Here is a 24,898-nt window from a genome sequence, read left to right on the forward strand (position 1 = left end):
CCTTGTGGTCGTTCCCTCGTCGGCGTGGCACGCTCAGGCCAGCCTCTCACCGTTTTCGAGCGAGAAGTAGTGTGCGCCCTCGGACGCCACGCCCAGACGAATCTTTGTGTCCGGCTGATAATTGTCGGCCGGGTGCGTGCGCACCGCCACCAACGTCCCATCAGCCAGCCGCGCATAGACATAGGCGTCATCGCCCAGATACTCAGTGTAGACGACGCTGGCGTCGAAACCGTCTTCACTGCTCGTATCGAGCAGCCGGAACGCGTCGGGACGGACGCCGAGACGCAATCCCTTCGTACCGCTATCGGGGACGCGCTCAAGCACGACCGAGCCACCATCGGGGATCGCGAGCCGTGCACCCTCACGCTTGACTTCGAACAATGCCATGCGTGGTGCGCCGATAAAACCGGCAACGAAGGTGTTCGCGGGTGTCTCATAAAGCTCGCGCGGCGACCCGACCTGCTCGATGCGACCGTGATTCATCACAACGATACGATCGGCCAGCGTCATCGCCTCGACCTGATCGTGCGTCACATAGATCATCGTGCCGCCGATCTCGCGGTGCAGCCGCGCGATTTCCAGCCGGACCTCCGAGCGTAGCGCCGCGTCGAGATTTGACAGAGGCTCATCGAGCAGGAACACCTGCGGCTTGCGCACCAGCGCCCGGCCGATGGCGACGCGCTGGCGCTGGCCGCCGGACAATTCGCGTGGCCGCCGTTTCAGCAACGGCTCGAGCTGCAGCATCCTGGCGGCTTCGCTGATGCGGCGCTCGACTTCCGGCTTATCGAGCCCCATCAGCCGCGCGCCGAACGCCATGTTCTCGTAAACGTCCATATGCGGATAAAGCGCGTATGACTGGAACACCATTGCGATGCCGCGACGTGAAGGCGCGACCTCGTTCATCCGCTCGCCGTTGAGGTCGAACTCACCGTCCGTGATCGGGTCGAGGCCGGCAATCAGTCGCAGCAAGGTAGATTTGCCGCAGCCAGACGGACCAACGAACACGACGAATTCTCGGTCATGGATGTCGAGGTCGATGCCGTGCAGCACCTGGGTGGATTTGAAGCTTTTCTTGATGTTTCGAAGCGTCAGCCGTGCCACCGTTGCCGTCTCCAGTCCAGACGCAGTCCATCTGCATACCAATTCAATACCAAATCATCGGACAGTCCGGCGGACGTGTAAAGAGGCTCAACGTTATTTCACAAAGAAACCGTCACGCGGTATTGCCTCAAGTCGTCGAGCGCTACCCTTTTTTCTGCGCCGTATATGGAAACTCAAAGCTATGGCGACGTTGACCCTGCAAACGCGCCGTGAATGCAAAAGAGAGTTTCATGACCAGCCAGATCACCACCATTAATCCGGCGACTGAGCAACCGATCAAGTCTTACGACCTGATGACCAATGCCGAGCTGTCCGAGGCAATTGAGGCTTGCCACAAGGCTTTCCTTTCTTGGAAGGCAAAGCCCCTCGATGAACGCGCAAACATTATCCGCGCCATCGGGCAGGAGCTACGAGCCAGCAAGACGGAGTTCGCCAAGCTGATGACCGAGGAAGTAGGCAAGCTCATCGGTGACAGCGAACAGGAAGTCGAGTTGTGCGCCTCGATCTGTGATTTTACCGCAGAGCAGGGGCCGAAGGAACTTGCAGACGAGGAGCGCGAGATTCCCGGAGGCACCGGCGTGGTGAGCTATGCCCCTGTTGGGGTCATATACGGAATACAGCCTTGGAACTTTCCCTGCTATCAGGCTGTGCGGTACGCAATCGCCAACCTTATGGCAGGCAACGGTGTCCTCCTGAAGCATGCTGAAATCTGCACCGGGTCGGGGCTGTTCCTGAAGCAGGTTTTTGAAACGGCAGGACTGCCGAAAGATCTCTTCACCGTCTTGCTTATCGATCACGATCAGTCGGATGCCGTCATTGAAAATCCGCATGTGCGCGGCGTGACTTTGACTGGCAGCGATAGCGCGGGCCGCACCGTCGCGGCGAAAGCTGCGGAGAACCTCAAGAAGACGGTGATGGAGCTTGGCTCCAATGACGCCTACATCGTGCTCGAAGACGCCGATCTTGATGTCGCCGTAAAGGCTTGCGTCGAAGGCCGGCTCTACAACAATGGTCAGACCTGCGTGAATGCAAAACGCTTCATCGTGACTGAAAAGATCTACGATAGCTTCGTCGAGCGCTACGCGGAAAAGATGCGCGATATCGAAATGGGCGACCCCACCGACCAAGACACCAAGCTTGGCCCCATGGCGCGAAATGACTTGCGTGACAAGCTGGCTGCGCAGGTCGATGAGAGCATCGATAAGGGCGCGCGCGCAATCGTTGGCGGAAAGACCCCCGACCGGAAAGGCGCGTATTACCCCGCGACGGTGCTTGTCGACGTGGAGCCCGGTCAGCCAGCCTATGAGGACGAGTTGTTCGGTCCGGTTGCCTCGATCATCAAGGCAAGAGACGATGACGACGCCATCCGCATCGCCAATGACAGTCGCTATGGCCTTGGCGGCGGTATCTTCTCAAGGGACGAGAAGCGCGCGCGCAAGCTTGCCGCAGAACGCTTTGATACCGGGATGATCTCGGTCAACGGCTTCAACATCGCCATCCCCAACATGCCGTTTGGCGGTGTGAAAGATTCGGGTTATGGCCGAGAACATGGCGGCTTCGGCATGAAGGAGTTCGTCAACATCAAGTCGATCTATCTCGCTTGACGATTGACCTGCTCGGCGGCCTCGAGAGGTTGCTGCCGAGCAGGGCCTGCTATGAAGCGTCTCTGGTGGCGATCGTACGACCTTTCGAAGGCCCGCTACCTGCGACCATTTCCTGCTGCGCCACAATCTGCAGGCCCACGCTGCGAACCTGATTCCTGCCGAGCCGTTTTGCTTCGTAAAGCGCAGCATCGGCCCGGGTAAGAAGGCTGCCGAGGGCCTGTGGCTGCCCCACGGATACCGCGAACCCGGCGCTGGTCGTCGCAAAGACCACGCCCTTCGGATCCTTGAACGTTTCAGCCTCAAGCTCCGTGCGTATTCTTTCGGCGATCTCGAAAGCAGTTTTTGCACTGCTGTTGCGCAAGACGACGCAGAATTCTTCACCGCCCATTCGCGCGGCTATATCGTCGTGGCCGATATTAGCGGTGACGATACGCGCAAACTGCCGAAGCACCAGATCGCCCGCGGCATGTCCAAACAGATCGTTGATGCTCTTGAAGTGGTCGAGATCGAAGATCATCACGGCAGCGCCGGGCTGCACGCTTTTCGTATGAAACTGCTCCATCAATGCACGCCGGTTGAGCAGTCCTGTCAGCGGGTCCGTGATCGCATCCACGCGGTGCCGACGAGCAATCCGCGACTGGTTCATGGCCAACGACAGGGCGCCAATGCCCGTAATCCCGATAATCAGGGTGATTGCGTTGAGGTCTTCAGCCCAGTTTTCCGGGAGCGCATTGAGCACGAGCTTGCCCTCGAACAGCAACACCAGACCACACAACGAGAAAGAAAACGCGTTAAGGGCGTAAAGAAATGCGTTTGCTGCCATTGGCACCGGCGCTTCGGCCCGGCCCGCCCAGAACTCATAGGCAGTGAGAGCAAGAAGCGAGGTGATCGCAAAATTGCCAAGAACGGTCCCAATTCCGGAATACCCGAGCGCGTAGGCGACACCAGAGGACATTACCCCTGTCGCCGTAACGATCAGCACCCTGGGCCAGTTTGCGGCTTCGCTGCGGTATTGCATGGCTCCGGCGTAGATTTGACCGAAACCGCAGATGATCAGCACGAATGACATGTACTGAACCGTGGCCTGGTAGCTTGTGCCAAGTGCGCCGAATAGAACCACGCCGCCAACAAGGGTCGCCAGTCCGCCGGCCCAGCTGACGAGGAACACATCCCGCCGGCTGATGAGCCAATGCAGGCAGAGTGTTGCGCTGAGCGCCGCGGCCGAAAAGCCGATTGCAGCCAGCAAAGAGACCTGATCCAGAATCAAGGGCAATACCGCGTGAGAATTTTCAGCATCTTGCTCGATTGAGGCGCGGAAGTCGCTTCACACTTGGCGGTATTCAAAGGTTTGGTTTTCAAATTCTTAGCTTGTGTTGCCAACTTTACAGGCTGGCTGGCGAGGACGGCCCGATGCTCCCCGCTGGACGCCGCTCCGCCTCTGGGAAATACTCCCACAGGAGCAAGTCGACGCCGAAGAGGCGTTGCCGGGGAGAGGAGAGCACTATGTATGCCGACATGAAGGGCTCGGCCCATCGATTGGCACCGGCGGAGATCGCCATACCAGTCTTGCCGGAAGACGAGAGCGTCTGGGTGCCGCAAGCTGAGGGGGTATGGTTTCGCCCGCTGATGCTCAACACCATTCAAGGGCAGTGGTGCAATCTGCTCAGGGTGCGCCGTTCAGGCATTCTCTCGCGGCACCTGCATACCAACCCCGTTCATGGCTACGTGATCAAGGGACGCTGGTTCTACAAGGAGCATGACTGGGTAGCCGAGACCGGCTCTTACGTATTTGAGCCACCCGGCGAGATCCACACCCTGATGGTGCCTGAAGATTGCGAGGAGATGATCACCTTCTTCAATATCACGGGCTGCATGTTCTACCTCGACGAGGCCAACCGTCACGTCGGTTATGAAGACGTCTTCACCAAGATCGATATGTGTCGTGCGCACTACGACAAGGTTGGGCTGGGAGCAGACTATGTCGACCAGTTCATCCGCTGACCACTCCTGGGCAAGGGGGAAACATGTCCTTGTGGCCGGTGGCACCTCGGGGATCGGCGCCGCGATAGCGCACGCGTTCTCCGCAGCGGGTGCACGCGTGACCGCCACCGGCGCTAATGAGGCTGAGATCGCGCACTTCGCATCCAGGACCGCCTCGGAGATATCGGCGAGACTGCTCGATGTGCGTGATCAGCAAGCTGTGCGGCGCATCTTCGAGGAACAGGAAAGCCTTGATATCCTCATCAACTGCGCCGGCATCATCAGGCGCAACGATGAGCATGACCCCGATATTTTCGCTGACGTTGTTGACGTGAACCTCAATGGCACGATGCGGATGTGTGCCCGCGCGCGCCCGCTGCTTGCGAAACGCGGAGGCAGTATCGTCAACCTCGCCTCGATGCTGTCATTCTTCGGCGGAGGTCTGGTCCCGGGATATGCTGCAAGCAAGGGCGGCATTGCTCAGCTGACGAAATCGCTCGCCATCGCGTATGCGTCAGAGGGCATTCGCGTAAACGCAGTAGCGCCGGGCTGGATTGACACGCCGCTGACATCGGCTCTCGTTGCCGACGCCGACCGCAGTGGGGCAATCCTCAGCCGCACCCCCATGAAGCGCTGGGGCACGCCTGAGGACATTGTTGGCCCCGTGCTCTTTCTCTGCTCACCAGAAGCGGGCTTTGTGACGGGTGTCATCCTGCCGGTCGATGGCGGTTACGCCGCTGCCTGATCCTTAAGGCAGTTGCACAGTATGGTCAGGCTCAAACTCTGCCTTGCCGAAGGTCGACTTGAACTGGTTCTCAGTCCACTCGAACGGATAGCCAAGCTTTAGCGGCATCGCCTCGCTTAATTCGTTGTAAGCCTCCTGCGGCAGATCGAAGTCGCCTGCTACGAGGTTTTCCTCAATCTGCTGTGCATTGCGCGCCCCAATGATGGCCGACGTGATGCGCCGGTCGCCGAAGAGCCAGCTCAAGGCGACCTGGCTGGGGGTTTTGCCAAGGCGGTCTGCCACTGCCACCAGTTTTTCGATCATCGCCAATGCGTCATCGAACCAGTACCGGGGCAGGGTGACCGCAGCCTGAAGTCCCAGCCGGGAACTGGCGTCCGGCTTGTCCATATTGCGGTATTTGCCACTCAGCATGCCGGCCGCAAGGGGGCTCCAGCAGATCATCCCGAGACCAGAATCCGCACAGGCAGGCAGGATCTCGCGTTCGATATCGCGGCGTACGAGATTGTAGAGATGCTGCGCCGATACCAGCGGTTCGTAGTCCCGCGCATCGGCTATGGCGTTCGCCTTCGAAATCTGCCAGCCATAAAAATTCGAGCACCCGATATAGCGCACCTTGCCGGATCGTATGAGGTCCTCGGCTGCCCTCAGCGTTTCAGCGAGCGGTGTATAAGGGTCGGGCCCATGAAACTGGTAGAGATCGATATAGTCGAGCCCCATGCGCTTGAGACTGCTCTCGCAGGCTTCCACGATGTGCTTGCGTGACAGGCCGCGCGCTGTAACGGCCTTGCCACTTGGAAACCAGCACTTCGTCGCAATCACCAGATCATCCCGGGAATAGGCCTCTAAGGCCTTGCCCAACATCTTCTCCGACTCGCCTCCCGAATAGCCGTCCGCCGTGTCGATGAAGTTGCCGCCGCCCTCGATAAAGGTGCGGATTATGGCGTCCGCGTCGTCCTGATCGCACCCCCAGTCGGCATTGCCAAAGGTCATCGTGCCAAGGCACAGACGCGAGACGAGCAGGCCTGATCGGCCCAGATAGCGATATTTCATGGCATTGCCGCCGGGTTAGTCGAAGAACCCGGCATCCTCTTCATTCAGATATTTGCGGGCGCCCTCGGGATCGATATCGAGCCCGAGGCCGGGGGCCTCCAAAAGGTCTACCATCGAGTTCGTCACGATCTGGTCTGGCAGTCCAATCACGATATCCTCCCACCACGGGTCGGACGCGCTTGGATATTCGAAGGCGATGAAGTTGGCCGGTAGCGTCGCGCAAACATTGATCAGCGCGCCAAGGCCCAGAAGGCCGTTTGCCGTGCCATGCGGCGCCATCATGATCGAGTGCATATGGGCGTGTTCCGCCACCCATTTCAGTTCGGCAATGCCGCCAATATCGGCAGGGTCCGGCCCGACAACGCGCACAGACTGCGTTTCGATCAGTTCTTTGAAGTTGTTCCTGAGATAGATCTGTTCGCCAGTGTGAATGGGGGTCGAGGTTGAGACGGTGAGTTCCCGGTAAACCTGCGGATTGACCCACGGAACGTAATCCCCGGTCAGCATGTCCTCGAGCCACATCAGGTTGTATTGCTCAACGGCACGCGCGAAGCGGATGGCGTCGTTCAAGAACCATCCCGGCCCGCAATCGAGCGCCAGTGAAACTTTGTCTCCCGTGACCTCCTTCATCGCCGCGACGCACTCGAGCATATGGCCCATGGCGCGCTCGCTGATCTGGCCCTGTTCCATCATGCCGTGGTAGCCGGATTTCGAGGGCTTGGTGCCATAGTGAAAGTCTGGCACCGTTTCTTTCATGTTCGAATGAAAGCCGATGCCCTGCTTGATCATGAAGAAGCCTTGCGGCTGCTCCATCATCCACTTTACGTCTTCGGCATAGTCTTCCGGTCGGTCCCCGGTGCGCTTTCTGCGGATCGAGCCGTTATAGCACCGCACCTTGTCCCGCACCTTGCCGCCAAGCAGCTTGTAGACCGGCACGTTTGCAGCTTTGCCGGCGATATCCCACAGCGCATGCTCGATCGCACTCACGGCAGCGCCATAGGGCTTGAAGCCGCCGCGCTGCCTGATCTTCAGCATGCAGCGTTCGACATCGGTCGGATCTTCCCCGAGCAGCGCCTCGCGAAAGTGGAGCACCCAGGGTTTGAGATAGGGTTTGGTGTACTCCACCTCACCAAGCCCATAGAGTCCCTCATCCGTAACGATGCGCACGATGGGGTGACGGCCAATGACCGCGCAGCGCAGGTCCGTGATTTTCATTGTCTTGTTCCTTCAGTCTTCGCCGTGCACATCATGCGGCACCCGGTCGAACCCGACACGGGTATGATTCCACTCGCTGGTATCAGCGAAATACTCCTGGCCCTTGCGCAGGTTTTCCCGGATCACCTCCTCATTGAGGTCGATCCCGAGTCCCGGCGAATCCGGCACAGTGACGTAGCCGTCGGCCATATAGTCCTCGTCGAGACCGGTAACGAGTTGCCGGAAGAACGGCAGATCAAGCCCATGATGTTCAAGCGCCACCAGGCTGGCAATCGACGCTCCCAGGTGAACATTGGCCATGAACGCCACCGGCGAGCAGCAGGCGTGAAGCGCTGTCGGAATGCCATAGCGCTCGGCATGATCGGCGATCTTCTTGGTCTCGGTCAATCCGCCGGAGCTGAGCATATCCGGGTGAATGATATCCACGGCGCGGGTTTCGATCGGCTCCTGAAATCCCTCCCACAAATACCAGTCCTCGCCGGCTGCGACAGGAGTAAGCAGCGCGTCCGCGACTTTCTTGTGCCCGGCGATATCTGTCCATGGCATCGGATCTTCGACCCAGGCGAGATTGTGCGGCTCAAGCGCGTGCCCGATGCGGATCGCCTCATCGGCGGTAACGAAGCCTTCGCCAAAGTGGTCGGTACACAAGCTGATCTCCGGCCCCACCGCCTCGCGCACTGCCCCGGCGATGGCAGCAACGAGTTCAAGCCCCTGCTGGGAAACCCGGGCGCCGGCGCCACGTCCTGGCACGTACCACTGCCGATACTGCTCATATTCGTATTTGGTGGCAGAGCCTACGAGTGCGCCGGCGTTGCGCTCGAAGACGCGGGCCGGCAGGTCGAACTTGATGAAGGTGAGGCCCAGCGCCTTTCGCTTCAAAACCACCTCGACATAGCCCTCGGGCGTCATCTCACGCGGGGCAGGGGTATCCCCATAAAGGCGCACTTTGTCACGGAACTTGCCGCCGAGGAGCTGGTAGCACGGCACGCCATAAGCCTTGCCGACGAGATCCATCAGCGCAATCTCGATGCCGCAAACGCCACCCGCCTCACGGCTGTCACCGCCATAGGCTTTTATGGACTTGAACAAATACTCCACGTTGCATGGGTTTTGCCCGATCAGCAGCGATTTCAAGCGCATCGCCGTGTCGTGGTGGGCGCCGTCACGCACTTCGCCGAGCCCGTAAATGCCCTGGTTGGTGTCAATTCTCAGGATCGGGTAGTAGCCATGTCCGACCACGGTGGCGACGCGTATATCCGTGATCCGCAATTCGCTTGGACGCGAGCCCGTGCGGATATTGTCTTCGATCGTATCGGTGGCCTTCAGATCACCTAGTTCAATGCTCATTTGTCCCCTCCCTGAGACAGAAAACGGTTAGGCCGGGCTACGCCGCGGGATGATGCGCTTCGCTGCGCCCATCTGCTCGATGATGTGCCGGCCTGATCCCTCAACATGCTGCGCAACGATGGCAGCGGCCCCCTCGGCGTCCTGCGCCCGCAACGCCGCGATCAGCGTACGATGTTCTCTCAGCACCGCTTGGCGTCTGCTGAGCGATGTTGCGAAGCGGCGGCTGATGGCGCGCAGCACTTCGCGGTGTTTCCACCACAATTCGGATGCGTGGCGGTTGTAGTGGCGGTCATAGATGAGTTGATGAAACCTGGTGTCGAGTTCGCCGTGGCGGACGCGATCGGCAAAGTCGTTTTCCTCGATCTGGGCTTGTACGGCTTCGAGTTCGGCGATGTCGGCCTCGTTCGCGATCGAGACGAACCATTTCGTCAACGCTGGTTCGAGCAGAACCTCGATCTCGATGATATCGCGGACGAAAGCTTCATCGATGGGGCGGACGCGGGCGCCGCGATTGGGCTCCATCTGCACAAAATCCTCGCCCCGCAATTGCTGCAGTGCCTCGCGGACCGGATTGGTCGATGTGCGATAGCGAAGGGCAAGTTCAGCAATCTTTAGACGTGCATTGGGCTCCAGTCGCCCCGAAACAATGTCGTCGCGGATCATCTCATACACCGAACCTGTCGACCGGTTATCGCTTTCGATCATCTCGCGCGCATCGCAATGTCGTTACCAGATGTGTGTTTAGGCTCATTTCATGTGTACGCCAATAAACCAGATGCCTGAAAGTAGAAAAATCATACATGATCTATTCCGCTTGACACACACCTGATGCTCTGGAACTGTCATGCTTGGGTAACAGAGGCGAAATTGCCCGGCCCTGAGGAGGCGCAGGCCCAGACCTGCGAGGAAGTCCCGGTTCGGCCGAGGGGGCTGAACGGTCTTCCGCATCGAGGAGGACTAACCATGAAGGATATGCAGGTCCGCATGCCGCGGCCCGGCGCGAGGACGCGTCGGCGCCTGATGGCCAAGACATTGGCCGTCGCGAGCGTCGCGTCGTTGTTGTCCAGTACCGCTTATGCGCAAAGCGTCGACGTCAGCCAGTGGTCGCCGGAATACATCCGCTCGATCGCGGGTACCGAGGAGTTCGACACCGCCGGCCATTGTGCGGATGTCGTGCCGCTCGATTATGAGGGCAACCTGACCTATTGGTGGACAGGTCCCACCGAAGCATCCCCGCAGATAGAACACGAGATCAACGACGAGTTCTGGGCCGCCTGGGAAGAGACCTATCCCAATATTGAGACGGACGCCCAAAACGTCGACTACAACCAGCTTCTGGACCGTTTGCGCACCACCCTGCTGGGAAATGCAGCGCCAATGGTGGTGCGCCTGCAGATCCTAGGCGGTGTGGAGTTTGCCTCGAAAGGCTATTTCCAGCCGCTGGCGCCTGAAGATATCGGCTACCCAACGGAAGATTTCTGGCCTGGCGCGATGAAGTCGGTCACCTGGGACGGCGAAACCTACGGTATCCCGACCAACAATGAGACCATGGCGTTTATCTGGAACGCAGACATCTTCGAACGGGCCGGCCTCGACCCGGAAGAGCCGCCAGCCACCTGGGACGAAGTTGTCGAATACTCCAAGCAGATCCACGATGAACTGGGGATTTCCGGCTATGGGCTCGTGGCGCGGCAAAACGCCGGCAACACCCCGTTCCGGTTCATGCCGACATTGTGGGCCTATGGCGGTGGCGCGCTCGATGAGGCCGAGGATTCGCCGAGCTACTCGGACGTTTACATCAACAACGAAGGCTCGAAAGCTGCCCTGCAGGCCGCGTACGACATGTATGTGCGCGACAGGTCTGTGCCGACGTCGGCTTTGACCAATACCCAGAACGAGAACCAGGCGCCGTTCATCGCCGGCCAGCTGGCCATGATGATCGCGCACCCGTCCGAATACGCCAAGATGGTGGACCTGGCCGGTCAGGCGACGGGCGCCGACAAGGAAGTCGCCGATTCCGTGGTCGAAAACATGCGTTATGGCCTGATCCCGGAAGGTCCGGAGCGGCGCGCCGTGGTGTTTGGCGGCTCCAACATGCACTTCATCGAGGAAGAGTATGTCGACGGCGAGTTCGACGAGATGGCTGCCAAGGCCTTCGCATGCTTCTGGAACAGTCCTGAATGGTCGACAAAACTGGCCTGGACCGGCTCCAACCCAGGAAACCTCGCCGGCTTCAAGACGGAGTGGATGAAGGAACGCCTGGATACGATCAAGTTCCTTGACGTCACCACCTCGATGTTGCCGAGCGGCGTGCCGTTCCCGGTGATCCCGGAAGCCACCGAGATCATGAACATCATCGTGCCGGACATGCTGCAGAACGCACTGACCGAACGCATGACAGTCGACGAAGCAGCCGAAGACGCTGCTGCCAAGGTCGACTCTCTGGTCGGCGGCGGTCTCTAGAGCCTCCTGTCCGTCGGCGCCACGCGCGCCGGCGGACCTTCTCCGAAAGAGCGCCACAAAGGAAGGACGGCTCGTGAGCATTGCAACGGGACGGGCGGCGAGCCCCCTAAGTGCTCGATCGGCAAAAAAGCCGAATGTCTTCAGCCGCATGGCGGCACACCGGACGGACTATCTTTACGTCCTGCCGGCGCTCATCGTGATGATGGTGGTGATCGCGTACCCCATTTATTACACGATCGAATTGAGCTTCTATAGAACGCCCCCGAACCTGCAATTGCGTGACAAGGTCTGGGCAGGGTTTGACAACTATACGGCTGTCCTCAGCTCTTCGGTATTTCATGAGGTTACGCTTAATACTGTCATCTGGACGGTTGCATCGACCTTCTTCTCTTTTGTGCTCGGACTTGGAGCAGCGCTGTCGCTGCATCGCGAGTTCATCGGAAGAGGGCTTTTCCGCGCGCTTTTGATGATCCCTTATGTGGTGAGCGCGGTCGCTGCCTCATATGTTTGGAAGTGGCTCTATCACTCGGATTTCGGCGTTATCGGCGCTCTGGCGGTGCAACTCGGGTTCACGTCCGAACCGATCAATTTCCTCGACAATCGGCAGACGGTTCTTTCGTCGCTGATTGTCGTCAACATCTGGCGCGAGTTCTCGTTCGCCATGGTGATGATGATGGCCGGCCTTCAAACTGTGCCCGAACAGTTGCTGCGCGCGGCACAGGTTGATGGCGCCACCCCCTGGAACCGCTTCTGGCACGTCACCTTCCCACACCTGAAGGGCGTGTCGATGGTGACAGTGCTGCTGTTGATGGTGGCCAATTTCAACTCGATCATCATCCCGTTCATCATGACCGGTGGCGGACCGGCCGATGCCTCGCACATCTGGATTACGCATATCTACCAGCTGGCCTTTGGCCGCCAGCAATGGGGCGCGGCTGCGGCCTACGCGGTCATCCTGTTCATCGTGATGATGGCGCTTGGATATTTCTACGTGAAGGCACTGACCCGCGGCGATGAAGCGAGGCAAGAATGACCACGACAGCAACCTATGAGCGTCCACGCGTCCGCAAGCCGATTGATTGGTGGCGCTGGGCCGGGCGCGGGTTCATCACCTTCATCATGCTCTTCGCCACACTGCCGATGCTCTGGATGATCCTGACCTCGGTCAAGACGCAGTTCGCAGCAATGCAGTATCCGCCGCAATGGTGGCCCGCCGAGCCAACGCTGAACAGCTACATCAAGCTGCTGAACCCGAACGACCAGATCGGTCAGGATTTTCTGCGTTACTTCGGAAACAGCTTTTACGTGTCGTTTCTCACGACGGTCCTCGGCGTCGTCGTTGCTGTACCGGCCGCCTATGCCTTTTCGCGCTTCCGGTTCCCCGGCCGCACCTTCCTGTTCTTTTCAGTGCTGGTGCGCAACATGTTCCCGGCGGTGGTCTTTCTTGTGCCGCTGTTCATCCTGATGCGCTGGCTCGGGCTGGTGAACACCCACGGTTCGCTGGTGCTGACATATCTCACCTTCGGGCTGCCGCTCTCCATCTGGCTGCTCAAGGGGTTCTACGACAATATCCCGATCCAGCTCGAGCAGGCCGCCCGCATCGATGGCGCTACGCGCTTTCAAGCCTTCCTGCTGATCGTGATGCCGCTATCCTCCCCCGGGATCATCGCCACATCGATCTTCTCGTTCATCGGCGCCTGGAACGAATACATCTACGCCTACACTTTCTTGTCGCGAGACGACCAGATGACTTTGCCGGTCGGCATCCAACGGTTCTTCACCGAGTTTGCAACCGATTGGCCGGGCCTGATGGCCGCGACGTTCCTGATGAGCGTCCCTGTCGTCGTCATGTTCCTCGTCTTGCAGAAATACTTCGTCCAGGCGCTCACCGAAGGTGCCGTCAAACACTGATGCTTCGTCCAACCCATGCTCAATGCGCTTTAGACTAGGAAAGTTTACCGTATGGCCCAGGTCGTTTTGCAGGACATCGTCAAGAGTTACGGCAGCCTCTATGCCGTCAATCATGTCTCCCTGACTGTTGATGATGGCGAGTTCGTCGCGCTGGTCGGACCGTCGGGTTGTGGCAAGACGACGACACTCAATCTCGTCGCCGGATTGCTGCCGATGACCGACGGCGACATCGTCATTGGCGACCGGATCGTGACCGATCTCGATCCCAAGGATCGTGATATCGCCATGGTGTTCCAGAACTACGCGCTTTACCCCAACAAGACGGTCTACAAGAACCTCGCCTTTCCGTTGCAGATGCGCAAATTGCCCAAGGACGAGATCGACCAGAAGGTGCGCGCCGCAGCAAAGGTTCTCGATATCGTGCCTTTGCTGGAGCGTCGCCCGCGAGAACTGTCAGGTGGCCAGCAGCAACGCGTTGCCTTGGGGCGTGCCCTGGTTCGCGATCCGCGAGTCTTCCTGATGGATGAGCCGCTCTCCAACCTCGACGCCAAGCTGCGCGTTCAGATGCGCACCGAGATCAAGCGTTTCCATCAGGATCTCAACGCGACCATCATCTACGTCACCCATGATCAGCTCGAAGCCGTGACCATGGCCGACAAGATGGCGGTGATGAACAAGGGCTTCCTGCAGCAATACGACACCCCGAAAAACGTCTTCGACAACCCGGTCAACACCTTCGTTGCAAGTTTCATCGGCAGCCCCGCCATGAGTCTGGTGCCGCTTGAGGTCGTGCAGAGGGGTGATCAGGCGGTGCTAACGAACGAAGCTGGATGGGAGTTACCGCTGTCCGCGATGAATACGCGCAAAGCCTTGAAGGCCACCACAAACAAGGTGGTGCTCGGTGCGCGCCATTCCACCATAAAGCTGCACAAGAGCGAGACCGTCGGCGCCGTACCCGCAAGGGTTTATACGGTCGAACCCACCGGCGACATCACCTTCGTTCAGGCCTTTGTCGGAGAAGCAGTCGTCATCGTCAGCCTCGATCCAACGGTGATCGTACGCCCTGACGAGGATGTATGGCTCGAGTTCGACCAGGAGCGGATGCATCTGTTCGATGGTGAAACCACCATGGCGCTGTCCGCTGCCTAGGACGGGCACAAATCACGGCGTCGTCGATCGTGACGTCGCCACCACCCATGGCCGACTGCGTCGGTGAGCAACTGGTAAGAAGACATGACGAGCATTCCCACCATCACCCGTCCGCCGAAAGACGTCATCGCCGCCGTCCTTGCATTGGGCGCCGCCTCTGCATCGAGCACGCTTGCCCATATGGGCATCCGCAATTGTCATATTCTCGGGCCGGTCCCGTGGTCGCCTGGCAAGGCGATCGCCGGTCCGGCGCTGACGCTGCAATTCATGCCCAAGCGCGAGGATATGTACGACGAAAGCGAATACTCGGATCCTGAAAAGCAGTTGCACCGGCACGTCCTCTATCAGGTGGAGGAAGGCGATGTGGTCGTCGTCGATGCGCGCGGAGACATGAGCTCGGGCGTTTTCGGGGACATGATGTCCACCTACTTCAAGGGACGCGGTGGCGCCGGTATGGTCATCGACGGTTGCCTTCGCGATCAGCCCAATCTCAAAAAGCTCGATATCCCGGTGTGGATCCGCGGTTGGACACCGAACTTCCATACGCAGACCAACCTCATGCCGTTCGCCGTCAATGTTCCGGTCGCGTGTGGCGGCGTCACCGTCATGCCAGGCGATATCATCATCGCCGATGACGATGGCGCAGTGTGCGTGCCGGCAGCGCTCGCCGAAACCGTCGTCGAGCGCTCCAACAAAAGCCATGACTGGGAAGATTTCTCGCGCATGAAACTGATGGAGGGCGCCCCGTTGCAGCGCTATTACCCGCTGCACGAAGACGCCCGCCCTGAATATGAGGAGTGGAGAAAGCTCAACCCGCTCGTCCACCCCTGATCCTTGGTGCCGGTCGGTCTTCTAGACCGCCGTGTATCCGCCATCCGCAAGGTGATAGCTGCCGGTAATAAAGCCGGCGGCCGGGGATAGCAGGAACACGGTCAGTGCCGCCACTTCCTCGGGAGTGCCGAGGCGGCCGATCGGATGCAGGCTCTGTATGTATTCCAAAGCCTGCTTATCGAGGTTTTGCGAGAGCAAGGGGGTGTCGATGAACCCCGGGCCCACCGAGTTGATCCGGATGTTCTGCTTGGCATACTCGGCAGCGGCCGCTTTCGTCATCCCGACTACGCCGTGCTTGGCCGCGACATAGGCCACCGAATTGGCAAATCCTACTGACCCGAGAATGGACGCCATGTTCACGATAGCACCGCCGCCTGATTCCAGGATGGCCGGGATTTCATACCGCAACCCGTAAAAGACGCTGTTGAGGTTGATCTCGATGACCTTTGACCAGCCCTCGAGAGGATACTCGCCGGTAGGCGCGGCAGGCCCGCCGATGCCTGCATTGTTGACCGCATAGTGCAGCGCGCCGTACGTGCTCCTGCATTTCTCGACCAAGGCCTCCATTTCGCTGGCGACGCCAACGTCGACGGCCACGGCAGTAGCCTCACCGCCATTTGCGCGGATGGCCTCAACCACGGCTTCTGCACCGTCCTTGTTTAGGTCCCCAAGCACGACCTTTGCGCCTCTTTCCGCCAGCTGGTGGGCGACTGCCGCGCCGATGCCGGACGCTGCTCCGGTAACCAGAGCGACCTTGTCCTTGAAATCGTGATCCATTGCTTCTTCTCCTGAAGTGGTATGAGTGAGGCTATGAGAAGGTGCCGCCGATCGCATTGATCAGGGTCAATCTCAGGGCAACTTATGATTGAGGTGATTCAGTGTCAGCTACGTCTCAGGGTGCACGTCGACGAGCTGAAGCCGGACAATAAGTGGCTCCGAAAGACCATCCAGATACTCGAGTTTGAAGCCGAGCGCCCCGCACAATGCCAGCATCCGATGATTGTCCGGCAGGACGATGCCCGTGAGTTCTTCAAGGCCCTGGCTGCGTGCATAGCGAATCAGGTGCTTCATCAACCCTGCGCCCAGCCCGTGCCCTTGCAGATCGCTGCGAACCAGCAATCCGAATTCGGCACTACGCCGGTCGGCATCGGCGGCGTAGCGCACGATACCCGCAAGTTCCCCCTTCGGCTCCGTCAGAGCAACGAAGGCGATGTCGCGGTGATAGTCCAGCTGCGTCATGCGCACCAGCATGTCCGGCGACAGCTGCCGGATAGGGCCAAGAAAGCGCAGGCGCAAATCCTCACGCGTCGTTCTGTTGAAGAATTCTGGGTAGAGCGCCGCGTCGACCGGGCGTATCGGTCTTACGTGGTATCGCGCTCCCTTCGCAGCGATCTCTGCGCTCCACTCCGCCGGGTAGGGGCGTATGGCGAGCGACGGGTTGGGCGCCGTTGTGCTTATTTGCGACGGGTCGATTTCAATGCGCGCATCAAGCGCGATAACGCCCTCCGCGTCAGCCAGCAGCGGATTGATGTCGAGGCCTTTGATCAGCGGAAAGTCGATCAGCATTTGCGAGACCGCCTTCAGGGCCCGGACAATGCCGGCGCGGTTGGCGGGCTTGCGGTCGCGGTACCCTGCTAGCAGGGCGCTGACCCGGGTCCGACCGATCATGTCTTCAGCCAGCACATCGTCGACGGGAAGCAATTCCATCGTCGTGTCCCTGACGACTTCGACAGCCGTCCCGCCTGCACCGAACATCAGCACGGGCCCGAATACGGGGTCGCTGTTCACTCCGACGATCAACTCTTCTGACTGAGGGCGTTTGATCATCTGCTGTACGGCGAAACCCTCTAGTTCATCACCAACGCCCTTGGCGGTCAGTCGTCCGGCAATCTCGCGGGCTGCATCGGCCGCCGCCTCTGCAGAGGAAAGGTTAAGCACCACCCCGCCGAGATCTGATTTGTGGGTGAGGGTGGAGGAGACCATCTTCACGGCTACTTCGTCCGCATTCGCGAGCAGCTCGGCGGCAGCCTTGTGGACACCATCGGCATCCGGCACCACCGTCGTACCAGGCACGGCGATGCCGTAAGCTTTCAGCACGGCCTTCGCTTCGGGCTCGGTGAGCATCGTCCGGCCTTGGCCGGCAACGTCATGCAGCACTGCTTGTGCCGAGGGCCGGTCTACATGCAGCGTTTCAAAGGTCTTCGGTACGCGCTGCAACTGCGTGTTGAGATGGCGCCAACGCACCAGCAGGCTGATCGCGTCGGCAGCCTTGGCCGGAGTATCGAGGCTGGCGATGCCACCGCAGTTCAACGCGTCGCGGGCCTTTGCAGCGGCATGCTGGCCAAGCCAGGTTGCAAGGATTGGCTTGCCGTTGACCATTCCTTTGCGGGTCATTCCTGCCAGGCCTTCAGCGGCGGCCACCGGCTCCGCGAGTGCGGTCGGACAGTTCATCACCAGCAAGGCATCGACATCCGGATCCTCGGCAACGATGCGCACGGCATTGATGTAGCGCTCAGGGGTAGCGTCGCCGATTATGTCAACGGGGTTGGCGCGCGACCAGGTAGGGGGCAACACCTTGTCGAGCGCCGCGATAGTGTCCTCAGAGAGGCTGGCGATCTCCATGCCGCGATCGAGAAGGTGGTCCAGGGCCAAGACGCCAGCACCGCCGCCATTGGTGACGATGGCGACACGCCCGCGTTCCAGGGGCTTGAAACGCGCCGTGATTTCGGCGGCAGAGAACAGGTCTTCGAGGTCATCCACCCGCAGCACGCCGGCCCTGCGCAGAGCAGCGTCGACAACTGCGTCGGCGCCGGCCAGGGCCCCGGTATGGGTGCTGGCGGCTTTCGCCGTCTGCTCGTGCCGTCCCGGCTTCACGACAATGACCGGCTTGATACGGGCTGCGGCGCGCGCCGCCGACATGAACTTGCGCCCGTGCGGAAGCGATTCGAGATACATCAGAATGGCGCGCGTATGCGGATCCAGCGCCATCATGTTTAGGCAATCGCCCACGTCCACATCCGCCATGTCGCCGAGCGAGACGATCTGCGAAAAGCCGATACCCTCGGACTCAGCCCAATCAATGATCGAGGAAACGACGGCTCCGGATTGCGACAGCAGGGCAAGCGAGCCGGGCCTGGCGGGAATATGCGTGAAACTCGCGTTTAAGTTGAGGTTGGGCGCGAGCAGGCCGATCGTGTTTGGCCCGATGATGCGCACGTCATGACGGCGCGCAGCCTCGAGCATGCGATTGCGCAGATCGTCCTCACTGCCAATTCCTGCAGTGATGATCACCGCTGCGCGTCCCCCAAACGAACCGATCTGCTCGATCAGATCCGGTATCGTCCGCGCCGGCGTCGCGATGACGCAGAGGTCAGGGATTTCTGGCAACTCGTCGACGCGCGCGTAACAGCGCAGGCCGCACAGCTTCTGGTATCGCGGGTTAATCGGGTAGATCTTCCCGCCATAGCCGCCTTGAACGATGTTGGTGAGCAGGTGTGCGCCAAGTTGTCCCTGTCGTTCCGAAGCCCCGATGACCGCGACTGATCTTGGCGCGAATGCGGCGTCGAGATTGCGAATGGTCATGCGGGCTACTCCTGTTCAGGCGAAACAGGGACAAACTGCAGTCTGCGAACAACAATTTCGTTGATCTAGATCAACGGCAGCGACGCCGGATAAAGTTGCGGTTCGGCATGGCCGCCGGGTTTCGCCAGTCAGATATGGGGTTGCAGCGATTGTAGGGCAATCTGTATGCGCTCACGAAGCCAGAGCAGGGCCCCATCCTCGCTGGTGCGCTTGTGCCAGGTCATGTGAAAATTCTGTGTGCTGAGCGGAAACGGTGGCTCGATGATCTGCAGCCGGTCCGCATCCGGGCAGGTCTGGGCGTGAAGGCGACTCGCAAAGCCCACGAGATCGGTCGTTGCAGCAAGTTCAAGAATGGACCCCACGCGACTGACCAGCACCGCATCCTTGCGCTCGAGCCGTGAGGTGAGATTCACCAGGTGCGCATTCGCCATTGCACCGGGAGTCATGTCGAGTGCGATATGCGGAAGCGTCTGCAGCTGCTCCCGCGTGATTGCCCCGTCAATTTGCGGGTGCCCCTTACGTGCGACAACCACCACATCCAGCGGCGCCAATACCTCCCAGCGAAAATCGCGATGGGTTGGCGCTGGCACGTTGACCGCGAGGTCGATCAACCCTTCTTCCAGAGCCGCCTCGATGGATGTTGCGGCAGACAATACCAGCCGAAACGAAATCTGGTCGTTCTGCGCCGCATCGCGGACAAGCGCCGGCATGACGATGCGCTCGAGGGCGTCGACGACCATCAGTTTGAACTCGCGTCTGCTCTTGGCAGGGTTGAAGGCCGCACCGGGTTGCAGCGCAGAGCGCATATCCGCAAGTGCCCGCTGAACGGGGCCAATCAATTCGTCGGCCTTCGCTGTCGGCACGATCCCGCGTGCCTGTCGGACAAACAATGGATCGTTGAGGCTAGTACGCAGCCGCGCCACGGCGTTGGAGACGGTGGGCTGCGACACACGCAGCCGCTCCGCCGCACGCGTCATGTTCCGCAACAGGTAAACGGCCTCGAAAACCTCAAGCAGATTGAGGTCAAGTGAGGAGAAATGCTCGGCCAAACGGGTATCTCCGGATGCGATCTGCGCGGCTGGAGTTAAGAGCACGCCGTGCCATTCACCGTTCAGGCGGAACAAAGTCAACAGGGTGATGCATGATCAAGAGACGATATTGGCTCACCTTATGGGTGAGGGAAATAAGGCTGATATCACAAAGGATAAGCTTGTGGTGATCAACGCCCCGCACTAGAGCAAAAACCAGAACAAGGATAGATACTGCAAAGAAGCGCCGAGGTGCAAGTATATATGAAATATAAAATGCACCGAAGAAGCTTTGTGTCGTCTATTGGCAGCGCGGAGTGGTCTAACTTTCGCATAAGGACGGCATTGTTTTCTCGCATGCGAGAACTTTTCAGGCTGCAGCGTCTGCGAGCCAGGTTTCCCGTATGATCGATATCTTCCTGCTGGCCTGAACCATGCTTTCAAATCAGGCACGTTATCTTGTCGAGGACTGGCGCAGGGCGCTGTCCTCCGGTCGCAAGCCTTCGCAAAGTGAACTGGTACATCTAGCCGTCGTGCTGAATGCCCAGGTGGATACGCGACAGGCGCTCGAAGCGAGCTTCGAGCAGTTTGCGGCCTCCCTGCAAGCCTGGGTGGTGACAAATCCGCGCCAGAAGCGCTCTGTTCTCAGCGCGTTTGAGGAATTGTGCGACACTGCCGAACGTGGAGGGCCGTGCCGCCCCGGCGCTTCGCAGGCGTCAACCAGACCCTTGCCCTGAACTGATAGCACTACAGCTTTCGCGAGGGTTGCGGCGACGACAACTGTGCATGCGCGTGAAATAATCGCATGCCTTGCGATCCGTTTTCGCTCGCGGCGCATTATGCCGTGTGTGAAACTCCTCGGTACCCAGTCAATGACGAAGAAGAAGCGGGTCGCCCTTGTCGGCGGCGGCCCTACGGCGGTCTATACCTTAAAGAACCTCCTGCAAAAGGCGGAGGCTCTGCATATAACCATTTTTGAGGCCGGGCGCGTGGCTGGCTGTGGTCTGCCCTATTCGGAGGATCACAACACACCGGACCTGATGGCAAACATCACGTCTGTCGAGATTCCACCGGTGCTGGTCTCGCTATCTGATTGGGTACGCTCGGCAGATGGCAAGCTGCTGAAAAAGTTCGGTATCGCGCGTGACCAGGTGAACGAGCGAGACTTCTACCCGCGTGTGCTGATTGGCGCCTATTATTCTGAGCAGCTTGCGCGCCTGGCCGAAGCCTGCGCGCCTTGGCAAACGGTCACTATCGAGACCGAGACGCGCGTCGTGGACGTAAGTCCGGCTGGACAAGGCTTCACGCTTCGCATCGACAAGAATGGTAAAAAAGCCAGACGTCACTACGATGCGGTGATCATGGCCACTGGCCATTTGACAAAAGGCCAAAACGCGCAGCCCCTGCCAGGGCTTTTCCGCTCACCCTATCCGGTGCAGAACCTTGAAGTGGGTTCCGATCGTGCGGCGCTGATCCTCGGGTCTTCGCTGAGCGCCATCGATGCTGCCGTTGGGCTGGCAAACCGTTACGGCAAATTTGTCGGCGACGAAAACCATCTTTCGTTCGAGCTTTTGTCCAAAGAACCGCTGCGGCTCGTCATGGCCTCACGGAAGGGCACACTGCCGGATGCCGACTTTTTCTATCCGATCCCCGAAGAACCACTCATGATTTTCACGCCTGCTCGGCTTCAAATGTTGCGGCAAGAGGGCCAGTCGGGGCTGCTTGGAAGGGCTTTTAAGCTGTTCAAGAAGCAATTGGCGGCCGATGATCCTGATTTCGTTGCTCGGCTTGCCTTACAGCGGTTTACGCCAGAGGGCTTTGCCAAAGCGTACCTCGCCATGCGAAAGGCACGCCAGGGATTCGACGCTATAGAGCAAAACCTGGCCGAGGCCACGCGCGATTATCGCGAGCGGCGCGTGGTGATGTGGCGCTACACGATGATGCGTGCCCACGAGGTATTCAGCGAACTGGTGCCCTTTCTTGATCGGCGTGACCTTGCCCGGTTTCGCCGCCATCTCGCCCCGGTATTCGCCGACGCCTATGGATGCGTCCCGCACCTCTCCATCCTGCGGCTTCTGGCCCTCCAACGCGCCGGTTGCTTGGATATTGTGGCTTTGGGCGAAGACGGCACGATACGCTATGGCGCCGGAAACTTTATCCTTGCAGCGGGCGGACGTGAAGAAAGCTTCGGGACCTTTATTGACGCGCGTGGTCAGCAGGCTGCGTCGTTTTCAGAGCTTGGCTTCAGCCAGCTTGATCAAGCCCTGGCAACAACGGACCCGCTGAAACGCACAAATGGTCAGCGGAATGACGATCAGTTTCGGCTCCGGCTGGACGGACAGCCTCACGCCGATATTTTCTGTATTTCGATCCCGGTCATGATGGAGCGCTATCCGTTTGCCCAGGGCTTGGTCGCCTGTTCGGAAGCGGCAGAGGTCGTCGCAACAGCGATATAAGCCAAAGGCGCACGGGAAATTCATGAGCAGATTTTCGATTGAGCAGATTTTCATCTATCCGGTCAAATCGCTCGGCGGTATGGCCGTTTCGCGCGCCGAAATCACGTCCAGTGGGTCGCTGCGCGGAGACCGCGAGTGGATCGTCACGCGCCCGAATGGCACCATGCTCTGGCAGGGCGATATCCCGCACATGACCCTGCTTTCAGCCCAATTGGAAAACGGCCGCCTGATTATCGTCGATCGCGATGGTGAGTTTTCGCCACGTGCAGAGGAGGGGGGCGGCGTTACGGTCGATCTCGAGGGTCATGAACTTGCGGGAACCGATCAGGGCGATGCGGTTGCCGATTGGCTTTCGCATCGATTGCAGTCGGCGTGCCGCCTTGTTCACATCGGTCGGCAGGCTCATCAATGGGCCGGGTTGAACCCGGTGCACGCTATCTCGACAGTATCGCTTCACGCCCTCAACAAACGCTTGACCGAACGCGGGGAGGCAGCAGTAGAGCTGAAGCGCTTTCGCCCAAATGTCGTGCTGTCCGGCACGCACCCGGCCTTTGCGGAGGAAACAGTAGAGGAGATAATCTTCAACGGCGCATCGCTTAGCCTGCGCGAGCCTTGCGTGCGGTGCGAACTGCCAAACATCAGTCTCGAGGACGCCAGCCGCGGCAAGCAGCCGCTAAAACTGATCGGCGCCCTAAGCCGCGAACGCCCATCCGCCCGTCCTGCCTCATTCGGCACATACTGCACCGCTTACGGACAGACCCTGCAGGTCGGCATGTCTTCATCTGAAGTCTAGCGCCGAGAAACGCATCAGAAAAATTGGCTGGGGAACCTGGACCCTGCCCTTGTCTAGATCAGTATATATACTTCAAAGACTTAGCAAGGTCGGGAACGAAAAATGTGGACTAAAGTGGATCACCCTTGTGGTCAGGCCGCTGCCAGGTTCGACACCGGCCCCTTGTCAATAGCATAAGAGGTGATAGAGCACTAAGGTGTGACACGCGCTATGACTGCTCGCTTAGGGGGGAGTGTGTGGACGAATATACTGGTTTAAAGTTCGCTTGGTGGAACACTCGATTAACGCCACCGCGAGGCGAGCCTCTCATCGCACCAGAACGCCACATAGTTTTTGCCTATCTTTTAAAAATTCTTGGCGGAGGTGTCGAAATGTTGGCGCTGTGTGAAGTTGCCAATGACGACATAGACGCGCTTAAGGGTGCGCTGGCCGGTTCACCTTACAGCGTCGCTCCCTACTTCGGTTCTGATAACACCGGTAGATTTGGAATTTGCCTTATTTGGAAGCCAGACACGATTACAATTATCTCGCACGACTATATAGTTGATATTGTTCGCGGTTATAGTAAGCGTATTGCTGTAAGACTAACAGTCTCGCACAACTCAGGTTTTGTTTTTGACATGTTCTTAGTGCATTGGCCCAGCAGATTGCACATGAATGAAGAGTCCGCAAGTCGAGAATTACTAGGCAGTGCTTTGCGGCGGAGCGTCACTCATCAACATCTTCAAGGGCAGCAACACATCGTGGTGATGGGCGACTTCAATGATGAGCCTTTCAATGATGCGTTGACAGAGGGGCTCAGATCCACGCGGGATCCAAATCGTGCGTCTCAACAGTCCGATTTGTTCTACAACCCTTTTTGGCGACATATGGCTCCAGCAACAGGACACGTGTGGGGGCAAGACGCGTCAGAGCGGCAAGGCAGCTATTACTATCGCTCGCACCAATTGGATCGTTGGAGAGTGATAGACCAAATCCTCTTTTCCTCGTCGTTCGTGATGAGCGATGGGGTGTGGCAAATGGTTGAGAATGGCACCCACATCAGCCAGGATAACGAACTCCGGGAAATAGTCGAAAGCTCGCGATCGAAAATCGACCATCTGCCGATTTTTGGGGAGATTAGGAGAAAAAAATGACCAATTTTCTCGAAGGGCTGCGTGCCGGTTTGGCTGCGCACAATGAAGTCGACGCAGAAAAGCGTGAGATCGCGCAGATAATTAGTGACTTGAACCAACAAGTCCTCATGGTTTCTGATGGCAAAGTTACAGCCGTCGTTCTTGAGGTGACCCAAACGCGTTCGGTGGCCGAGATGTTCGGTCGGGACGGCAAAATACTTCCGGCAAGACGAGTGTTCGAAGCACTTTGCTTTAAACAAGCGGCAGAACCGTATGATTACCGGATTTTGGCCGAGTGGATCGAAGAAGACGGGGGATATCCCGTAACGGTGAGCTTCGACGAACGCCGTATTATATGCCACGACAGGCCGTCTCTTGAGCAAACTATTCTGCAACTAGTGCAGACTGCCACATCCGGGAGGGCGCTGGCGGAGTTGAGGGGCTAAAGGCGTGAGCCAGTAGCCGGACTTTTGTTTGAAGAAGTAGGTGGAAAATATTCCTATATAAGATTATGATCCTATCACGATT

General features: G+C 58.9%; 22 protein-coding genes. 13 read left to right on the top strand and 9 right to left on the bottom strand.

Annotated features, from left to right (window positions below; translation table 11 throughout):
* Positions 1-33: 33 nt before the first annotated feature.
* Positions 34-1,101, bottom strand: coding sequence for an ABC transporter ATP-binding protein (locus IE127_RS16710; RefSeq protein WP_189426903.1), 1,068 nt, complete (start codon positions 1,099-1,101; stop codon positions 34-36).
* Between the two features lie 230 nt (positions 1,102-1,331).
* On the opposite strand from IE127_RS16710, the gene IE127_RS16715 reads away from it, so the two are divergent.
* Positions 1,332-2,705, top strand: a complete 1,374-nt coding sequence (locus IE127_RS16715; protein ID WP_189426905.1) for an NAD-dependent succinate-semialdehyde dehydrogenase — start codon at positions 1,332-1,334, stop codon at positions 2,703-2,705.
* 49 nt (positions 2,706-2,754) lie between these two features.
* Here IE127_RS16715 and IE127_RS16720 read toward each other — a convergent pair whose 3' ends face one another.
* The gene (locus IE127_RS16720) at positions 2,755-3,972 is read right to left on the bottom strand and encodes a GGDEF domain-containing protein (RefSeq protein ID WP_189426907.1); all 1,218 of its coding nucleotides are present in this window, start codon (positions 3,970-3,972) and stop codon (positions 2,755-2,757) included.
* 236 nt (positions 3,973-4,208) lie between these two features.
* Here IE127_RS16720 and IE127_RS16725 point away from each other — a divergent pair, with 236 nt between their 5' ends.
* A complete protein-coding gene (locus tag IE127_RS16725) occupies positions 4,209-4,706 on the top strand; it encodes a 2,4'-dihydroxyacetophenone dioxygenase family protein (protein WP_244640294.1) in 498 nt (165 codons plus the stop codon).
* The gene (locus IE127_RS16730; protein WP_189426909.1) at positions 4,684-5,430 is read left to right on the top strand and encodes an SDR family NAD(P)-dependent oxidoreductase; all 747 of its coding nucleotides are present in this window, start codon (positions 4,684-4,686) and stop codon (positions 5,428-5,430) included. The genes IE127_RS16725 and IE127_RS16730 overlap by 23 nt, the downstream gene beginning before the upstream one ends.
* Before the next feature lie 3 nt (positions 5,431-5,433).
* Here the strand turns inward: IE127_RS16730 and IE127_RS16735 are convergent, their stop codons facing one another.
* Genes IE127_RS16735 through IE127_RS16750 form a run of 4 tightly spaced genes read right to left on the bottom strand, consistent with a single transcriptional unit; the run spans position 5,434 to position 9,747 of the window.
* Positions 5,434-6,480, bottom strand: coding sequence for an aldo/keto reductase (locus IE127_RS16735; RefSeq protein ID WP_189426911.1), 1,047 nt, complete (start codon positions 6,478-6,480; stop codon positions 5,434-5,436).
* 15 nt (positions 6,481-6,495) lie between these two features.
* Entirely contained in the window at positions 6,496-7,695 is a 1,200-nt protein-coding gene (locus IE127_RS16740; protein WP_189426913.1) for a mandelate racemase/muconate lactonizing enzyme family protein, read from the bottom strand.
* Positions 7,696-7,707: 12 nt separating this feature from the next.
* Positions 7,708-9,042: a mandelate racemase/muconate lactonizing enzyme family protein gene (locus IE127_RS16745; RefSeq protein ID WP_189426915.1), complete on the bottom strand. Its 1,335-nt coding sequence runs from the start codon at positions 9,040-9,042 to the stop codon at positions 7,708-7,710.
* Between the two features lie 27 nt (positions 9,043-9,069).
* Positions 9,070-9,747, bottom strand: coding sequence for a GntR family transcriptional regulator (locus IE127_RS16750; RefSeq protein WP_189426916.1), 678 nt, complete (start codon positions 9,745-9,747; stop codon positions 9,070-9,072).
* A gap of 267 nt (positions 9,748-10,014) precedes the next feature.
* Here IE127_RS16750 and IE127_RS16755 point away from each other — a divergent pair, with 267 nt between their 5' ends.
* From IE127_RS16755 to IE127_RS16775, 5 genes are all read left to right on the top strand, one after another.
* The gene (locus tag IE127_RS16755; protein WP_244640327.1) at positions 10,015-11,505 is read left to right on the top strand and encodes an extracellular solute-binding protein; all 1,491 of its coding nucleotides are present in this window, start codon (positions 10,015-10,017) and stop codon (positions 11,503-11,505) included.
* A 73-nt stretch (positions 11,506-11,578) separates the two neighbouring features.
* On the top strand, positions 11,579-12,538 hold the full coding sequence (locus IE127_RS16760) for a carbohydrate ABC transporter permease (RefSeq protein ID WP_373297335.1): 960 nt from the start codon (positions 11,579-11,581) through the stop codon (positions 12,536-12,538).
* Positions 12,535-13,416, top strand: coding sequence for a carbohydrate ABC transporter permease (locus tag IE127_RS16765; RefSeq protein WP_189426918.1), 882 nt, complete (start codon positions 12,535-12,537; stop codon positions 13,414-13,416). Before IE127_RS16760 ends, IE127_RS16765 begins: the two co-directional genes overlap by 4 nt.
* Before the next feature lie 51 nt (positions 13,417-13,467).
* A complete protein-coding gene (locus IE127_RS16770) occupies positions 13,468-14,565 on the top strand; it encodes an ABC transporter ATP-binding protein (RefSeq protein ID WP_189426921.1) in 1,098 nt (365 codons plus the stop codon).
* Positions 14,566-14,649: 84 nt separating this feature from the next.
* Positions 14,650-15,396 carry a ribonuclease activity regulator RraA gene (locus IE127_RS16775; RefSeq protein WP_189426922.1) on the top strand — a complete coding sequence of 249 codons (747 nt, stop codon included), beginning with the start codon at positions 14,650-14,652 and terminating at the stop codon, positions 15,394-15,396.
* Between the two features lie 21 nt (positions 15,397-15,417).
* Here the strand turns inward: IE127_RS16775 and IE127_RS16780 are convergent, their stop codons facing one another.
* The 3 genes from IE127_RS16780 to IE127_RS16790 all read right to left on the bottom strand — a co-directional run bounded on the left by IE127_RS16780 (position 15,418) and on the right by IE127_RS16790 (position 20,027).
* Complete coding sequence (locus tag IE127_RS16780) at positions 15,418-16,173, bottom strand: SDR family NAD(P)-dependent oxidoreductase (RefSeq protein WP_189426924.1); 756 nt, start codon at positions 16,171-16,173, stop codon at positions 15,418-15,420.
* A gap of 108 nt (positions 16,174-16,281) precedes the next feature.
* Positions 16,282-18,978 carry a bifunctional acetate--CoA ligase family protein/GNAT family N-acetyltransferase gene (locus IE127_RS16785; RefSeq protein ID WP_189426926.1) on the bottom strand — a complete coding sequence of 899 codons (2,697 nt, stop codon included), beginning with the start codon at positions 18,976-18,978 and terminating at the stop codon, positions 16,282-16,284.
* A gap of 128 nt (positions 18,979-19,106) precedes the next feature.
* Complete coding sequence (locus tag IE127_RS16790) at positions 19,107-20,027, bottom strand: LysR substrate-binding domain-containing protein (protein WP_189426928.1); 921 nt, start codon at positions 20,025-20,027, stop codon at positions 19,107-19,109.
* 413 nt (positions 20,028-20,440) lie between these two features.
* Between IE127_RS16790 and IE127_RS16795 the strand changes: the two genes are divergently transcribed.
* The 5 genes from IE127_RS16795 to IE127_RS16815 all read left to right on the top strand — a co-directional run bounded on the left by IE127_RS16795 (position 20,441) and on the right by IE127_RS16815 (position 24,816).
* On the top strand, positions 20,441-20,743 hold the full coding sequence (locus IE127_RS16795) for a hypothetical protein (RefSeq protein WP_189426930.1): 303 nt from the start codon (positions 20,441-20,443) through the stop codon (positions 20,741-20,743).
* A 135-nt stretch (positions 20,744-20,878) separates the two neighbouring features.
* On the top strand, positions 20,879-22,462 hold the full coding sequence (locus IE127_RS16800; protein WP_189426932.1) for an FAD/NAD(P)-binding protein: 1,584 nt from the start codon (positions 20,879-20,881) through the stop codon (positions 22,460-22,462).
* Positions 22,463-22,484: 22 nt separating this feature from the next.
* Positions 22,485-23,255: an MOSC domain-containing protein gene (locus IE127_RS16805; protein WP_189426934.1), complete on the top strand. Its 771-nt coding sequence runs from the start codon at positions 22,485-22,487 to the stop codon at positions 23,253-23,255.
* Positions 23,256-23,491: 236 nt separating this feature from the next.
* Positions 23,492-24,391, top strand: coding sequence for an endonuclease/exonuclease/phosphatase family protein (locus tag IE127_RS16810; RefSeq protein ID WP_189426936.1), 900 nt, complete (start codon positions 23,492-23,494; stop codon positions 24,389-24,391).
* Positions 24,388-24,816 (top strand): hypothetical protein, encoded by a 429-nt coding sequence (locus IE127_RS16815; protein ID WP_189426938.1) that lies wholly within the window; start codon positions 24,388-24,390, stop codon positions 24,814-24,816. Before IE127_RS16810 ends, IE127_RS16815 begins: the two co-directional genes overlap by 4 nt.
* Positions 24,817-24,898 lie beyond the last annotated feature (82 nt).

It is taken from the genome of Devosia pacifica (genome assembly GCF_014652635.1).
GTDB lineage: Bacteria > Pseudomonadota > Alphaproteobacteria > Rhizobiales > Devosiaceae > Devosia > Devosia pacifica.

Coding starts and splice junctions, on each gene's coding strand:
- IE127_RS16715 (WP_189426905.1), top strand. CDS start 1,332: ATGACCAGCCAGATCACCACCATTAATCCGGCGACTGAGCAACCGATC.
- IE127_RS16725 (WP_244640294.1), top strand. CDS start 4,209: ATGTATGCCGACATGAAGGGCTCGGCCCATCGATTGGCACCGGCGGAG.
- IE127_RS16730 (WP_189426909.1), top strand. CDS start 4,684: ATGTCGACCAGTTCATCCGCTGACCACTCCTGGGCAAGGGGGAAACAT.
- IE127_RS16735 (WP_189426911.1), bottom strand. CDS start 6,480: ATGAAATATCGCTATCTGGGCCGATCAGGCCTGCTCGTCTCGCGTCTG.
- IE127_RS16740 (WP_189426913.1), bottom strand. CDS start 7,695: ATGAAAATCACGGACCTGCGCTGCGCGGTCATTGGCCGTCACCCCATC.
- IE127_RS16745 (WP_189426915.1), bottom strand. CDS start 9,042: ATGAGCATTGAACTAGGTGATCTGAAGGCCACCGATACGATCGAAGAC.
- IE127_RS16750 (WP_189426916.1), bottom strand. CDS start 9,747: ATGATCGAAAGCGATAACCGGTCGACAGGTTCGGTGTATGAGATGATC.
- IE127_RS16755 (WP_244640327.1), top strand. CDS start 10,015: ATGCAGGTCCGCATGCCGCGGCCCGGCGCGAGGACGCGTCGGCGCCTG.
- IE127_RS16765 (WP_189426918.1), top strand. CDS start 12,535: ATGACCACGACAGCAACCTATGAGCGTCCACGCGTCCGCAAGCCGATT.
- IE127_RS16770 (WP_189426921.1), top strand. CDS start 13,468: ATGGCCCAGGTCGTTTTGCAGGACATCGTCAAGAGTTACGGCAGCCTC.
- IE127_RS16775 (WP_189426922.1), top strand. CDS start 14,650: ATGACGAGCATTCCCACCATCACCCGTCCGCCGAAAGACGTCATCGCC.
- IE127_RS16780 (WP_189426924.1), bottom strand. CDS start 16,173: ATGGATCACGATTTCAAGGACAAGGTCGCTCTGGTTACCGGAGCAGCG.
- IE127_RS16785 (WP_189426926.1), bottom strand. CDS start 18,978: ATGACCATTCGCAATCTCGACGCCGCATTCGCGCCAAGATCAGTCGCG.
- IE127_RS16795 (WP_189426930.1), top strand. CDS start 20,441: ATGCTTTCAAATCAGGCACGTTATCTTGTCGAGGACTGGCGCAGGGCG.
- IE127_RS16800 (WP_189426932.1), top strand. CDS start 20,879: ATGACGAAGAAGAAGCGGGTCGCCCTTGTCGGCGGCGGCCCTACGGCG.
- IE127_RS16805 (WP_189426934.1), top strand. CDS start 22,485: ATGAGCAGATTTTCGATTGAGCAGATTTTCATCTATCCGGTCAAATCG.
- IE127_RS16815 (WP_189426938.1), top strand. CDS start 24,388: ATGACCAATTTTCTCGAAGGGCTGCGTGCCGGTTTGGCTGCGCACAAT.